Origin of the sequence: Simiaoa sunii, assembly GCF_014337175.1 — a bacterium.
Lineage (GTDB): Bacteria > Bacillota > Clostridia > Lachnospirales > Lachnospiraceae > Acetatifactor > Acetatifactor intestinalis.
On the sequence record NZ_CP060633.1, the window covers coordinates 659,865 to 674,646 of the forward strand.

14 protein-coding genes are annotated in these 14,782 nt (G+C 40.6%); all 14 read left to right on the forward strand.

Annotated features, from left to right (window positions below):
- The first annotated feature begins 140 nt into the window (after positions 1 to 140).
- The 14 genes from tmk to H9Q77_RS03235 all read left to right on the forward strand — a co-directional run bounded on the left by tmk (position 141) and on the right by H9Q77_RS03235 (position 14,745).
- Positions 141 to 761: a dTMP kinase gene (tmk, locus tag H9Q77_RS03170; protein WP_249326514.1), complete on the forward strand. Its 621-nt coding sequence runs from the start codon at positions 141 to 143 to the stop codon at positions 759 to 761.
- A complete protein-coding gene (locus H9Q77_RS03175) occupies positions 758 to 2,092 on the forward strand; it encodes a B12-binding domain-containing radical SAM protein (protein ID WP_118547489.1) in 1,335 nt (444 codons plus the stop codon). Before tmk ends, H9Q77_RS03175 begins: the two co-directional genes overlap by 4 nt.
- Positions 2,085 to 2,633: a uracil-DNA glycosylase family protein gene (locus tag H9Q77_RS03180; protein WP_249326515.1), complete on the forward strand. Its 549-nt coding sequence runs from the start codon at positions 2,085 to 2,087 to the stop codon at positions 2,631 to 2,633. The genes H9Q77_RS03175 and H9Q77_RS03180 overlap by 8 nt, the downstream gene beginning before the upstream one ends.
- A 39-nt stretch (positions 2,634 to 2,672) precedes the next feature.
- Positions 2,673 to 2,969, forward strand: a complete 297-nt coding sequence (locus tag H9Q77_RS03185) for a hypothetical protein (protein WP_249326516.1) — start codon at positions 2,673 to 2,675, stop codon at positions 2,967 to 2,969.
- Between the two features lie 261 nt (positions 2,970 to 3,230).
- Positions 3,231 to 3,716, forward strand: a complete 486-nt coding sequence (locus H9Q77_RS03190; protein ID WP_249326517.1) for a zinc ribbon domain-containing protein — start codon at positions 3,231 to 3,233, stop codon at positions 3,714 to 3,716.
- A gap of 1 nt (position 3,717) precedes the next feature.
- Positions 3,718 to 4,143 (forward strand): hypothetical protein, encoded by a 426-nt coding sequence (locus tag H9Q77_RS03195; RefSeq protein ID WP_249326518.1) that lies wholly within the window; start codon positions 3,718 to 3,720, stop codon positions 4,141 to 4,143.
- A gap of 72 nt (positions 4,144 to 4,215) precedes the next feature.
- The gene (locus H9Q77_RS03200) at positions 4,216 to 5,229 is read left to right on the forward strand and encodes an extracellular solute-binding protein (RefSeq protein WP_249326519.1); all 1,014 of its coding nucleotides are present in this window, start codon (positions 4,216 to 4,218) and stop codon (positions 5,227 to 5,229) included.
- Between the two features lie 26 nt (positions 5,230 to 5,255).
- Entirely contained in the window at positions 5,256 to 6,788 is a 1,533-nt protein-coding gene (locus H9Q77_RS03205; protein WP_249326520.1) for an ABC transporter permease, read from the forward strand.
- Complete coding sequence (locus tag H9Q77_RS03210; RefSeq protein ID WP_249326521.1) at positions 6,772 to 7,389, forward strand: ABC transporter ATP-binding protein; 618 nt, start codon at positions 6,772 to 6,774, stop codon at positions 7,387 to 7,389. The genes H9Q77_RS03205 and H9Q77_RS03210 overlap by 17 nt, the downstream gene beginning before the upstream one ends.
- A 1-nt stretch (position 7,390) precedes the next feature.
- Positions 7,391 to 8,449 carry a ligand-binding sensor domain-containing protein gene (locus H9Q77_RS03215; RefSeq protein ID WP_249326522.1) on the forward strand — a complete coding sequence of 353 codons (1,059 nt, stop codon included), beginning with the start codon at positions 7,391 to 7,393 and terminating at the stop codon, positions 8,447 to 8,449.
- Positions 8,450 to 8,458: 9 nt separating this feature from the next.
- The gene (locus H9Q77_RS03220) at positions 8,459 to 11,818 is read left to right on the forward strand and encodes a hypothetical protein (protein WP_249326523.1); all 3,360 of its coding nucleotides are present in this window, start codon (positions 8,459 to 8,461) and stop codon (positions 11,816 to 11,818) included.
- 11 nt (positions 11,819 to 11,829) lie between these two features.
- A complete protein-coding gene (locus tag H9Q77_RS03225; RefSeq protein ID WP_249326524.1) occupies positions 11,830 to 12,336 on the forward strand; it encodes a hypothetical protein in 507 nt (168 codons plus the stop codon).
- 64 nt (positions 12,337 to 12,400) lie between these two features.
- Positions 12,401 to 13,171 carry an alpha/beta fold hydrolase gene (locus tag H9Q77_RS03230; protein WP_118547502.1) on the forward strand — a complete coding sequence of 257 codons (771 nt, stop codon included), beginning with the start codon at positions 12,401 to 12,403 and terminating at the stop codon, positions 13,169 to 13,171.
- Positions 13,168 to 14,745, forward strand: coding sequence for a UDP-N-acetylmuramoyl-tripeptide--D-alanyl-D-alanine ligase (locus H9Q77_RS03235; protein WP_249326525.1), 1,578 nt, complete (start codon positions 13,168 to 13,170; stop codon positions 14,743 to 14,745). Before H9Q77_RS03230 ends, H9Q77_RS03235 begins: the two co-directional genes overlap by 4 nt.
- Positions 14,746 to 14,782 lie beyond the last annotated feature (37 nt).

A 14,782-nucleotide genomic window follows, 5' to 3' on the forward strand; every position in this document is an offset into this window, starting at 1 on the left:
CTTATATATGTATGATTCGAGTTTTTAATCCCAACTTTTATTAAAAAATGACTTTATTTGACCGGAAGCAATATTTGTAAGAATTACAGATATTCAGCCATAAATATTATATAAGTACATTAACGAAGGAGGAAAATTGAATGCAAAGCAGAACGAACAATACTGGTTATTTTGTGGCGGTAGATGGACCTAATGGCAGTGGAAAGACTACAGTCATTAATGCAATAGCAGAAAAACTGGGTTTGATGGGCTATAAAGTGAAAGTGACCAGGGAGCCGACAAATTCTATATTGGGAGAATTTGTGCGAAAATATGCAGAAGGACACAAGGGACTAAGCATTGCATGTATGATAACGGCAGATCGATATGAACATATTAAAAATGAAATTGAACCTATGCTTTATGATGGCAACATTGTCATTACAGACCGTTATATTTTATCATCATTGATATTGCAAAGAATGGATGGAGTGAATGCTGATTATATAATGGATTTAAACGCACTGATAATACGTCCGGATCTTCAAGTTACGATTATGGCTGATGTGGGGACTCTTCAGAAAAGATTATCTGATCGTGCTGAACTAACAAGGTTTGAAAAGAATAATCGATCGGATGAAGAATTGTATTATATGGAAAAAGGAATAGAAATATTGAAGAAAAATGGAATATCGGTTTTGGAAATAAATAACTGTACCGAATTGGATAAAAATGTAGATACTATCGTTGAATATATTGTAAAAGAGGTGAAAAGGAAATGAAAAAATGTATTCTTATTAATTCTCCTATATTTTGGGATGCTGCCGCAGAAGGAGAAAACTATCTTTCACCGCTTGGACTTGGATATATAGCTACATATGTAGAGAAGGCCGGGATTCAGGTTGAAATACTGGATGCTGTGAAACAAAGAAAGTCGGTAGAAGATATTGTTAAATATATAGAGGAGAAACAGCCGGATTATGTCGGAATAAATATTTTTACCCAAAACTATAAATTGGTAAAGGCTATTTGCGAGCAGACCAAGGTGAAATGTGAGTGGTTTATTGGTGGACTGGTAGTGGGCAGCATTTATGAGGAAATTGTAAAATGGAATCTTAAGAACAGAATGAATATTATTATAGGTGATGGCGAATATATTATTCCAACAATTATTTTAGATAACAAAAAGGTAGAACCAATTAAAAAAATTGAAAATATAAAAGTTTTTAGAGTAAATGCAGAATCAGAATTTTTTCCAAGAGATATTTCAGATATTGTATTGAATAGAAAATTTTTCCACGATGAAATAATAAAAAATCATTATGGCGAAAGAGAAATAGCAATGGTAACATCGAGAGGATGCATTTACAACTGTGCTTTTTGCGGAGGGGCAAGAAGTGTGAACGGAGGGATTCCTGTCAGAATTAGATCAGAACAAAGCATTGTCAATGAAATCAACGATATATTAAAGATGTATCCGGAGGTGAAAAGTATCAGGGTTTTGGATGATTTATTTCTGAGCAATAAACAGCGTATAAAACAGGCAATACATGTATTTTCAGAATATCCGCAATTGAGTTGGAGAGGAATGGCGCATGTGCTTTCTTTAAAGCCAAATTTAGATGATATAGATAAATTGAAAGGGGCTAATTGCAGAGAACTATTTATGGGCATAGAATCCGGATCAGAATCTATGAGAAAAAAGATCAATAAAGTAGGAAGTACAGGAGATGTTATAGAAGTGGCTCAAAAAATTTTGCAGGAGGGTATTGACTTAAAAGGATATTTCATTTATGGTTTTCCACAAGAGACAGAATATGATTTCCAACAAACATACGAACTGGCAAGAAAAATTAGCAATATTTCACAGACAACAGAGGGCAATTTTAGGACGAGTGTTTTTCAATTCAGACCATATCATGGAACAAAGTTGTATAATGACATTGTGTCTGAGAAGGGAATTGTCCATGAATGTGAATTTAATGACATAATAAGTAAATTCAAGGGAAGAAACCAATTTAACTTTGATTTTGGTAACTATAGCGAAGTTTCAGATGAAATTTTGAACCAATATATTATCAAAACACAAGAGATAGGGGAAGGAAATGCTTGAAGATATACGGATGTGTAGTAAATGCGGATTATGCAATAATCAAAGACCATTGTTGGATTCGGAAAGAACGTGTCAGGTTTTTTGGGTTGGACTGTCTGCTAAAAAAATTACATCTGAAGAGGAAACACCTTTATCAGAGCAGACAAATACTGGAAAACTGATACAAAAGATAGAAGAGATGTGTAATGAAGTGAGTACTTATAAAACCAATCTGGTAAAGTGTCTTCCGCTTACGGAACAACAGAAATTGCGTTATCCCAGCAAAAAAGAAATGGATAAATGTTTTGACAATTTAGTAAGTGAAATTAATGCGATGTCACCTAAAATTGTATTTTTGTTGGGAGAAAAAGTTTATTCTTCTGTCGCAAGGCATTTACATTTAGATTTTGAAAAGTGGAATGATTTCGAATATCATTATACAGAATGTAATGGAACCTATTATGTTCCAATTCATCATCCATCATATATATGTGTCTATAAGAGAAAACAAATGGACGATTATATCGAAGCAGTTGAAAAAATGATTAATGAATTGTTATGAAATTGATATTAAGTATAGGATGGAAAGGGTAAAGGCAGAATGAAACCAAGATCTCCCCAAAGTATGCAATTATATAAAATGCTCATATTCCGCGGTTATCCGGAATCTTTCTGTGATCTGGTGACGAAGAATCTGAATACGGATTTTACGGCGAGCCGTATGATCGGTTATCTGTGTCATTATTCTGATCTGCCGCCGGAGGAGATCGCGGACGAAATGCTGGCGATCCTAAGTGACCGCAATCGTATTATGCAGAAGAAAGAACTGGAAAGTAATAATGCAGAGTGGAATCGTATTCTGATGGAAGGTCTCGATACGGATGATAAAACAGAATAGGAAACACACAAAATGCCATGGATCAAGATCTGTGGCATTTTGCGTATAAGATGAGATGGGTACCAATACGGTTATGTAAAGTTTGACTGAAACAGGAGAACCTCCAATACGCTACACTGGGTACATGAGAGATGCCAATACCGAAGTGGACCGGGGAGGGGGCGAAGAATACGAAAGAGGTTAAAATCTTATTCCATTGCTTTTTTTATACAAAAGAGTTAATATAGTTTCAGTTATTAACAAAATATGAGGAGGTACAAAATGGGTTTTTTTGATGATTTTGGAAAAAAGATTTCTTCAGCAGGGCAGGAGGCTATTGCCAAGACAAAGGAACTGGCGGATGTGGCTAAAATCAATTCCAATATTTCAGATGAGGAAAATAAGATAAAAACAGCTTATTCTGAAATTGGAAAAAAGTATTTCGAGAATCATTCTGAAGATTCGGAAGAAGATTACGAAGCGCAGATTGCAGTTATTAAAGAGGCAATGGAGAAGATCAAGGCTTATGAACAGCAGATCGTTGAAATTAAGGGTATAGTTAAGTGCCCTAACTGTGGCGCAGAGAATTCCAAGACTGCTGCTTTCTGTGCCACCTGTGGCACTGCGATGCCGGTACCTGTGGCGGAGCCTGTGGAAGTCACGGAACAGAATGTGGTGGAGAAGAAATGCCCCAATTGTGGAGAAGTAATCAACGACGGCGCAGCTTTCTGTGCAAAGTGCGGTACCAAAATAGAGGGGGAAAAGTAAAATGGAGAAGACAAAATTAGGAGTTTCCGTTGGGATTTTTGGTGCATTTTTATATGTGGCAGCATTATTCGGAGGATATATAGCAATTACCCTGTTGGCAGGATATGTGCTTCTCATGGAATCCAATGAATGGCTTAAGAAGACCGCAGTGAAAGCAGTTGCAACACTGGCATGTTTCAGCTTCCTGTCTCTTTTAATTGGTCTGATTCCGGATGCTGTGGAGGTGGTTACCGGCGTTTTCAATGTATTCTTTAATTTCTTTGGCAAAAGTATTTATCCTTCAGTAATTAATACCATTTTTAGTGTGATTTCTCAGATAATCAGCTTTCTGAAAGATTTAGTATTTGCTGCACTTATCTATAAAGCGTTAAACCAGGGAACTGTAAAGCTGCCTGTAATTGATAAGTTAATAGATAAGTACATTTAAGATACAGTCAAAATGGATATAGACCGGCCTCTGGCTGGTCTATATGTATATCCGGGAGAGTGAAAATTGAAAATGAAACAAATGAAAAAATGGCTCTTACTTAATATAGGTATGATACTTATGTTAAGTATGGCCGGCTGCGGTAAAAAACAGGATGAAGTAGTAGTGTATACAGCAGTTGACCAGGTATATGCAGATGAGATATTCGAAATGTTTGAAGAAGAGACCGGTATTACAGTAAAGGCGGTTTATGATACGGAATCCAATAAAACCACAGGATTGACCAACCGGATCATTGCAGAAGCGGAGAAACCGGTGTGTGACGTATTCTGGAATAATGAGTTTATTCAAACGATTGATCTGGAGAAAAAAGGAATGCTGCAAGCCTATGTTCCGGCAGAGGCAGATACGATTCCGGAATATTATAAAGCTGCAGACGGAACCTGGACGGCTATGGGAGGACGGGCAAGAGTATTTCTGGTCAATACTGACTTATTGACAGAACAGGAATATCCCGATAGTATTTATGATTTTGCGAATGATAAATATGAAGGAAGCCAATTAGCAATAGCATACCCTATGTTTGGAACGACCAGAACTATGGCGGCGGCAATCTATGCACAATTAGGAGAAGCACAGGCGAGAGAATATTTTCAAAGTATTGCTGACAAAGGGGTACAGGTAGTGGATGGAAACTCTGTGACCAAAGATATGGCAGCCACAGGACAGGTGGCAATCGGGTTCACAGATACGGATGATGCCAAAGAAGCAATAGAAGACGGAGCACCGGTGGTAATGGTATTCCCGGATCAGGATGAAGAAGGAATGGGCACATTGATGACACCCAGCACTGCCGCTATTATTAAGGGAGCACCGGATCAAAAAAACGCAGAAGCATTTATGGACTTTGTTCTATCTGAGAAAGTAGAGAGAAAGCTGGTAGACATGGGATTCTTTGATGTAAGCTGCAGAGATGCTGTGTCAGATAGTGGCATTAAAGGAATGAATCTTAATCTCGAAGATATTTACGAGTATCTGGATATCGCAAGCAAAGATATGGAGACTATTTTTAGCAGAGCGCAATAAATAAGAGCTTCACGAGGGAGCAACGCATGAGAGATTGTAAAAGTTTTTTTAAGGGAATGAGTATACTTCCATACATCATCATGGTATGGCTCCCTCTCTTTTTTTCATGGAGGGAGACTGTTGAACAGATCAGGCTGCCGGATGCCAGACAGATAGGTCTTTTGCTAAACAGCGTAAAACTCGGAGGACTTGCTGCACTCCTGACCTGTGTATTAGGAGGTCTGGCTGCCAATTACATTCATAAGGGATGGTTGTCAGACAGATGGTACAGATATTTTTTCGTTTTGCTGATGCCTGTGCCATATTATATCTATGCATTATCGTGGATGTATCTGATCAGAGTGTTATCTTTCATCCGTCCCGGCATTTTAAAATATTCAGCACAAGGCTTTGGAGCCTGCCTTTTCGTGGAAACCATGACATACCTTCCTATTACCACATTATTGATTCTTTCTGCTCTTGAGATGTGCAACAGGCAGTCTGAAGAAATGGCAATGGTATATCAGAAGTCTTCTAAGGTATTGTGGAAAAATATACTCCCTGAAATTCTGCCATATATTGTAGCGGCATTTGCAGCAGTATTTATACTATCGGTAACAGATTTCTCCGTGCCGTCCATGTTTCAATATAATACCTATGTACTGGATTTATATTCTACATATGGAAGGACAGGCAGCAGTGCAAATGCGTATGCAATGTCATTTCCCCTGTTGATCCTGCTACTTTTGCCATTAGCATTTGTGCAACAGGCAATCAGAAAATTGAATAAACCGCAGAGAAGTGAAAGCTTTGTGAAATGTAAATATCCTGTGTGGTTACAAGGAATTATGAATGTTTCGTTTGGACTTCTGGTCTGTCAGGTACTGCTTCCGGTAATAACTTTTACAATTACATCCGAAGGAATGCAGAATATTTGGAAATCATTTGATATGATTTATGAGCAGGCAGGTGTGACATTGATCATAGCTTCTCTGGCAGCTCTTATAGCAGTCGTTTGTGTGATACCTGCAGCCGTTTTTCTGGCAAACTGCGAAAATGGACTGATCTGGATGATCATGTTGGGAAGTATGGCGATACCGGGATCGCTGCAGGCGATGGGACTATTAAATGTTGTCAACGGTTCCTGGACTCATTGGCTGAGCACATCATTACTTATGCCGGCACTGGGGTGTGCAATACATTATATGCCGATTGCTCTTATCATTTTAGTGAGTACGATGAAGCGCATAGATAGAAAAAGTATTGAATTAGCGGTTTTATATGAACAAAACCGGTATGAAAAAACGCTTTTGGAACTGGGGATGCTTTTGCCGGGAATATTGAGCTCATTCCTATTAGTTTTCTTTTTGTCCTTTGGTGAAGAGGGAATCATGCTTGTGTTGATGCCGCCCGGAGCAGAGACTGTTTCGGTAAAGATATATAATTATCTGCATTATGGCGCATCGGAATATGTGTCGGGATTTTGCCTGTGGGTAACGCTGTTTCTGTTTTTGCTGGAAGTGATTCCGGTATGTTTTATAAGAAAAAGATATGGGGGACACCATGCAAAAAGCGATTGAAGTGACGAATTTATGTAAGCGGTATTCACAGGAAGTGCTTAAGAATTTTTCTCTTTCTGTAAACGAAGGAGAAATGGTGGTGCTATTGGGAGAAAGCGGATGCGGGAAAAGTACCTTTATCAGAATTCTGGCAGGACTGGAGAATGCGGATAGCGGAAGTGTCTGCCTCAACGGTATTTCCATGGATGAACGGATTCCTCCCAATAAAAGAAATATAGCATTGGTATATCAGGAGCCGGTATTGTGGAATCATATGCCGGTGTGGAAAAATATTGCGTATGGAATGGCAAAAAAAGATAAAAAAGTTATATATGAACTGATGGATGCTTTGGAAATCGGTGGATTGGAAAAGAGATTTCCGGAAGAAATCTCCGGTGGACAGGCCAAAAGAGTTGCCCTGGCCAGAGCATTAGCAGCAGATAAGGGAATCTTGCTATTAGACGAGCCCTTGTCCAATATCGATGAAAAGACAAAACTGAAAAATCTGGAGTATCTGGTCCAAAACTATAAGGACAGGAAAACGATATTGTATGTAACACACAGTAAGATGGAAGCAGATTTTCTGGGGTGTCGGCAGATCAGAATGGATGTGAGGGAGTAAAATGCGGCGAAGACGTTTCCTTACATATAGTTTATATTTCCTGTTTGTTTTATTTATCCTCATGGCATTTATTATTTCCCGGAAAATTGTGGAAAAGCAGGATGAGAATGTTCCCTGGAAGGAAGATTTTACGATCCTGAGATCCGGCGAAGAAATTTCAGCACTTTATTATGATGGTGAGAATGTATGGGTAGGGTGCAACGATGGGGTATATGTATATAATGCAGATACAAGAGAAGAAATAAAATATTATGGAGGGCTGAATCTTATCTATTCCGCCGGAATAACAAAAAGTTCTGACGGAACCGTGTGGATCGGACAGGAAGATGGATTGACAGGGATTCAGGAGAATGGAGACGGTGACAGACTGGAATTTAGTTATCCGGATATTCCCAAAGGCCGCGTGAATACTGTGGAATGGGATGGAGAAAGACTCTGGATCGGAACTTATCATGGCGCTGCAAGCTTAATACGAAGTCCGTCGGGATGGAAGGTAGAAAGTATATATAACTCCTCTAACGGATTATGCAGTGATTCTGTCAATGTAATAAAGAGCACGGGGCACAGCCTGTGGTTCGCATCCTATCTGGATCATAAAAACGGAGGAATTAGTATTTGGGATAATGACGGTACTCATTTTATTACTGTCGCAGACGGACTTCCCCATGCATATGTTACCTCACTGCAATATCTCGGAGATGAGAAAATGTTAGTTGGAACCGGATACATGGATGATGGTGGACTGGCACTTGTCCAAAAGATAAACGGAGAATACAAGATCACAGCTACATTTTTCAGTGAGAACGGGGTCCCGGGAGAAAAAGTAAGGCAGCTTTTTCTGGATGAGGATGGTTATCTGTGGATCACGACGGAATATGATGGGGTACTCATCCTTAACTATGCAGAGGATGGTCTGCAGTCAGAACTTCAGGGATTGTATTTAAAAGAAGAGAATGGTTTGTCGGATAATGAAATAAAGTGTCTGATAAAGGTGAAAGATAGTTATTGGCTTGGAGGAAAGTACGGTCTTACGATCGTACCCCAAAATATTGTGGAGTAGGTAAACATTATGAAAAAGGAAAAACCGGCAGTAATAAATGAATTATCTTTAAACGAATTTATTTTAGTATTTAAGTATTTTATGAGAAAAACCAATTGTGCACATGTCACGGGCTTTGTGAATGCACCGTTACTTTATGCAAAACCGAATGAGACAGAGCTGGAACAACTTATCAATCTGGCTATAAAGCATGGGACACTGGTTCGAAATGGCAACGAAACCACTATCAATGGGGTTGTATATACATTTATAAATGCATGGTCACAAAGTTCAAATATTGTTACGATAAAAAAGGCGTCTTATTCGGATCAGAAGGGAATATTTGTTACCAAATTGGATGGAATGTATCTTGCTATGCAGCAGGATGCGGTAAAAGACAGGGCTGTTTTAGTGGCAGATTCGGATATCGGAATTGTTTATGATTACTTTAGCAGCGAAATAGAGAAAAAAGATACAAATAAGCAATTTAAATTGAAGAATGCCAACAAGATTTTTTCAGAACAAGGGCGTAGTATTCATTTGGAAGTGGAACCTGTGAACCAGGTTTTTCTGCAGTGCATTGAGAATATAAGCGGCAAAAAATATGAAGCAGATGAGTTGATCCATATTGGAAAAAAACAGCTTGAAGAGATATCCTTAGATGATCATCACAGTGTAATTCATATTGAAAAATATAGCAATGATCAACTGAAGGAAGTAATCGTAAGATATATCGATAGTCATTGTCGTGCCAATAAAGAGCATGACAATAAGCCGGAAACAAAAGATGGAAAAATAGAGGATCCAGAATACTACACGCGACTGAGCTTTTTGAAATTGACAAGAAATGAAACATTTCCCAAAGGATTGTTCGGTTTCATAAAAATGATGTTTGTCAATTTTTTCAAGAGCTTTACCAACTGGAAAAATATACTGAAAAGAGTCGGCTTATGTGTATTGATGTCTGTTCTTACACTTATATGGAATCTTTATGCATTATGTTACCTGAATGATACATTTAACATTAATATAAGAGCTGTTTTTGGAAAGGCTACGGCCTATTTGCTGGCGGGTGTTGCACAGACTTCATCCGTGACAGGAATGCCGACATTTGCCGGAACAGTTAACACGGTTACGATTACGGCATTATTGTATTACCTGTTGGCAATTGCTTTAAGAACGATCGTCGGTGACATAGTTTCCGGAAAAGTCAAAACAAATATATCACATGTATTTTCTTTTGGGAAGAACATCAAGCATTACACAGCTGCCGTTCCGAGAGGAATGAGTTATTATGTATGGACAGGTCTGGCAATAGCATCCGTTTTGAACATGGCGGTATTCAATCCGTTTACTGTTTTTTTACTTGCTGTCATGATTTTGTTCTCCTGTATGAAATGCGAAGATGGTGCAATAGCCCCATTTCTGATGATATTTCATTCAAGTACCCGGTATAAAAAGGTGATGAGCGGTAAAAGCCGGGCTCCGTTATTTGGAGAATATCAACTCAGACTATTTGGTATCAGTATAGGATTGATTTTGTGTTCCATTCTTAATGCGATACTCTGGTTTGTGCTGGATTTTAATTTCTGGGTCAGATTAACAATATCGATTGTTGTTATCCTTCTGTCCTTTATCAAGCTTGGAATTATTAAGGTGAATAAACCAACCGTGGCAGCAATCTTTGTATTATCTGTCATTTCTGTACAGATAGTAATGGTTATGACGGCTTCACCATTGATTGCATTTGCTGATGATGGAGGTTGGACCGAGTCAGGCAGCACGCTGTCGGGACTTATGCAAAACTATGGTTGGCAGACTGTTCTGGGATTCTCTCTTACTTTAGCAGCGGCTGTAGCTGTTGGCTGTCTGACATTTGGACTTGGTACGGCAGTCGTAGCCGCCGCAGCAGCAACCAGCTTTGGAGCGGCAGCGCTTGGAGCAACCTTCACGGAAACCGGTAGAAAGGCGGCATACGATTTTATATGGGGAAATTATAGTCCATATGGAGGCGATTCTAAACTTGCTGCGGTTTTAAACATGGGAGTTTCTCTGGTACCGGGATTTGGCGATGCGTTTGGTGTTGTCACAGGAATTAGAGATTGCTCGTATGATATCAGGGAAGGAGACTGGGGAGCACTTGCCCTGGATGGATTTGGACTTGCATTGGATACACATGGTCTTATTGGCGAGGCTGGAGATGTATTGAAGCACACAGATGATTTGGCATTTGTTGCAAAAACCTCTGGGAAAAATGCAGATGAAGTAGTAAGTGCAACAGCTAAAAAATCAAAAAGCTTTATAGATGAAGACCGGTTACAAGCGACAAAGGAAGCAATTTCTAATGTCAAAAAGGCAGATCCGATCAAGGCCAATGAAGAAGCTACAGAGGCATTGCGGCAAATAGGGAAAGATTCTGGGTATTCCGAGGAGGTTATTGATAAATATATTTCCAGATTAGAATCCGACAAACAGTATGATATTACGAAAGAGGCAAGAGATGCCTGGGGCAATGGCTGGGATAAATTAAGTTCTGACGAACAGCAGATGCTCAAAGATATTGTTAGTGATAAAGATGTAACTGCGCTCAAATTAACAGAAAATAAATTAAATGGAATAGATACAATTACTGAATACAAGCGTAGATATGACGAAGGACTGTTTGATACCGATAAATATAGCCTGGATGATATTCTTGAATTAAAATTATCAAAATCTGCAGGTACTAAGGTATATGCAGGTATAGAACATAGTGAGTTATTGCCAAGAGCAGATGAATTTATTAGCGATGATGCGATAGTTCAATATGTTAAAAGTCTTTGCCCTGATAATGAGCATTTACTAAAATGTACAAATCTGCAGGAAGTTGCTGATGAACTAAGCAGAAATCCAGTGGAATTGAAACTTGTGACATTTCAAAATGCTGAAGTAAATGGAGCAAATATTCTTAGCTTTGGAGGAAACTTTGGAGATGTTAATACAAGCTTAGAATCAGGTGGCGGCATTTTCTCGGTACCAATTAGCAAATTAAGTGAGTATGCAGATAAATATGGTGATATTTGTTCATATGAAGGTGGGGTATTTAAGATATCGGATTATGAAAGATTCGGACAGGAAGTGTTATCCGGTGTGCCATTAAATTCAGCAGATGGTGCATATATGATTACTACAAAAGTTCCATTAAACGGAACAAATATTTCCATGCCATCTGTCAATAGCTGGAGTGCTTACATGGATCAATTTGTGTCTGGCGGAAGACTATTAAGTGGTGAAGTTGAAGTGACACAAAAGCCTTTACATGATATAATCAGTGATGCTGTATCAAGTGGATCGAATGAATTGTCAGGTATAAGTGACGGTGTTGGTTACACAATATCTATTATGAGATAGGAGAAAAGCAAATGGGAACCGTATATGATAAATTAGTGGATCAGGCGGAAGCAATGGTGAATATTATCAATAAAAAATATGTTGCAGGTAATAGAATGGCATATTTAGCGTTGCTTTCAGGTGTTGGCAGCTGCCGTATTGAAAGCTATCCCGGTGCCGGTCATAATTACCAGGCAGTCGTGGATGCGATTCATAATTGCTATGCAAGAGATAATACATCAGGGATTGATACGGGCTATCGAGATGGTCTGTACGCTATGATCAAGGTAGCCGGTAGTTTTTCGGCATTGCAAACCTTGATGAATATTCTATTTTACCAACTCAAGAAGGAAAAAGAGGGGAAGGCACAATTTAAGATAGATATTCAGGAGGTAATGAGTAAGGTTAATTTGCTGATTAGTGAAAATCGTGTTTCTTATGAAAAAGAATATATTTCGTTTGATAGCTGGCTGGAAAGAAACAGTAAATTCGCTTATGAAAACTATGGCATAAAATTAGGAAAAGAAGCTTTTGGTTGATATTGTGATACTTTCAGCTTATAATAAAAATTTGTAACAGTGCAATTTAAAATTGAGGTTTTCAATGAATATAGTAGTAGACGGATATAATATATGTTATAAAACAACCGGTACCGGCGATAAGACAGTCGTGATCTTACAGGGCTGGGGTACGGATCTGGGAGTGTATGATTCCGTAGCCGGTGTGATAGACGGTAGCAGGTACCGTGTGATCCAGTTCGATTTCCCGGGCTTCGGCGGCAGCGATGAACCGAAGGAACCCTGGGATGTGGACGGATTTGCGGACTTTTTCTGCAGATTTATGGAAGTAATGCAGGTAAAGCAGGCCACCCTCATCGGGCATTCCTACGGCGGACGAGTGATCATCAAGCTGGCAGCCAGAGAGAGCATCCCTTTTGAGATCACGAATATTATCCTGATCGACAGTGCCGGTGTCCTGCCGGTGCGGACTACTGCACAGAAATGGAAGATCCGCAAGTACAAGATTTTGAAGAAATTCCTGAATCTGAAGCTGATCTATGCCATGTTCCCGGAGGTGATCGATGACTGGAGGAGCCGACAGGGATCGGCAGACTACCGCAATGCGACACCCATGATGCGTCAGTGTATGGTGAAGGCGGTGAATGAGGATCTGACGGAGCTGCTTCCGAGGATCCGTCAGGAAGTACTGCTGATCTGGGGAGATCAGGATACGGCAACTCCTATCCGGGATGCACATATTATGGAAGAGAAGATACCCAACTGCGGCCTGGCAGTGATCCCGGGAACCGGTCATTTTTCTTTCCTTGAGAAGCCGGCACAGTTCCGGGGAATTATGGAGGCATATCTGAAATGATCATACGTGTGCTGATAGCGGTCGTGCTTGCTGTTCCGGCATATTTTTATACCATGAGGTATAATATTCATATGTTCCAGCAGAACGGCTATAAGAATAAAGAACACCTTCACTGGCTGAAGAAGAAGTTCCGGCTGCAATGGATTCTCTATTTTGGTCTGGCACTGGGCATTGTGACCTGTGTGTTCCCATACCTTGCCCTTGAAATCTTCGAGTATCTGGTACTGCTCGTGATCATCGTGGTATATCGTGCCATGAAGCGGATGAACACGAAGAAAAAGCTGGTGTATACCGCCCGGGTCAAGAGATTGCTCGCTACGGAGCTGATCCTTACGGCTGCGGTATTCGCTCTGGTGTGTGGATTGGGCGGAATGAAGCGGATTCCGGGACTGTGCCTGATCCTGGTATCTGTGAATCTGTTTCTGGATATTGTGGCTAATGTCATCAATCATCCCATGGAGGCGGGGATCAATCAGCATTATATCAATGATGCTGTGAGAAAGCTGAAAAGCGTCCCGGGACTTACCGTCATCGGTGTGACCGGCAGCTACGGCAAGACCAGCGTAAAGTTCTATTTGCAGACATTATTGCAGGAAAAATATAATGTGTTGGTGACTCCGGAGAGCTTTAATACTCCGATGGGAGTGGTGCGGACCATCCGAGGCTCCCTGAAACCCACCACGGAGATCTTCGTCTGCGAGATGGGTGCCCGCCATGTGGGCGATATCAAGGAGATCTGCGATATGGTGCATCCCGATCACGGTGTGATCACATCTATCGGACCGCAGCATTTAGAGACCTTTTTTAACATGGAGAATATTCAGAAGACGAAGTTCGAGCTGGCGGATGCTCTGCCGGAAGGCGGCATGCTGTTCTTGAACGGTGACAACGATTATATTCAGCAACAGGCAGCTTCTCCCGCGTATGATCAGACCCCGGAGAAGATCTTCTATTATTCTGAGACGGAAGGGACAGGATACTGTGCCAAAGATGTGAAGGTATCCCAGTTAGGTACGGAGTTCACGGTAGTGACCCCGGACGGCGAGAGCGAGAGATTCCAGATGCGTCTCATCGGTGCCCACAATGTCATCAATGTGGTGGGGGCTATCGCAGTTGCTCATAAAATGGGCATGACGCTGCAGGAACTGCGGATCCCGGTACGCCGGATCGAGCCGGTGCCCCATCGTATGCAGATGCGGGAGCACGGTCTGGTGACGATCATCGATGATGCTTACAATTCCAACCCCGTAGGTTCCAGGGCAGCGGTCGAGACGCTGGCTATGTTTGACGGTATCCGGATCCTGATCACGCCGGGCATGGTAGAGCTGGGTGACAAGGAAGCAGAATACAATCATAAATTCGGTAACTACGCAGCGGATTGCTGCGATTACATCCTGTTAGTGGGCAGACGGCACACCGAGCCCATCAGGGAGGGCGTGTTGGAGAAGGGATTCCCGGAAGAGAAATGCCTGGTATTCGACAAGCTGGAGGAAGCTGTATCTTACGCCTATGCCATCAAAGGGCAGGGACATAAGTATATTTTATTAGAGAATGACCTGACGGATAACTATTAGACGACTCAGAGGCGATTTCGCGAAAGTGGTTCCGGAT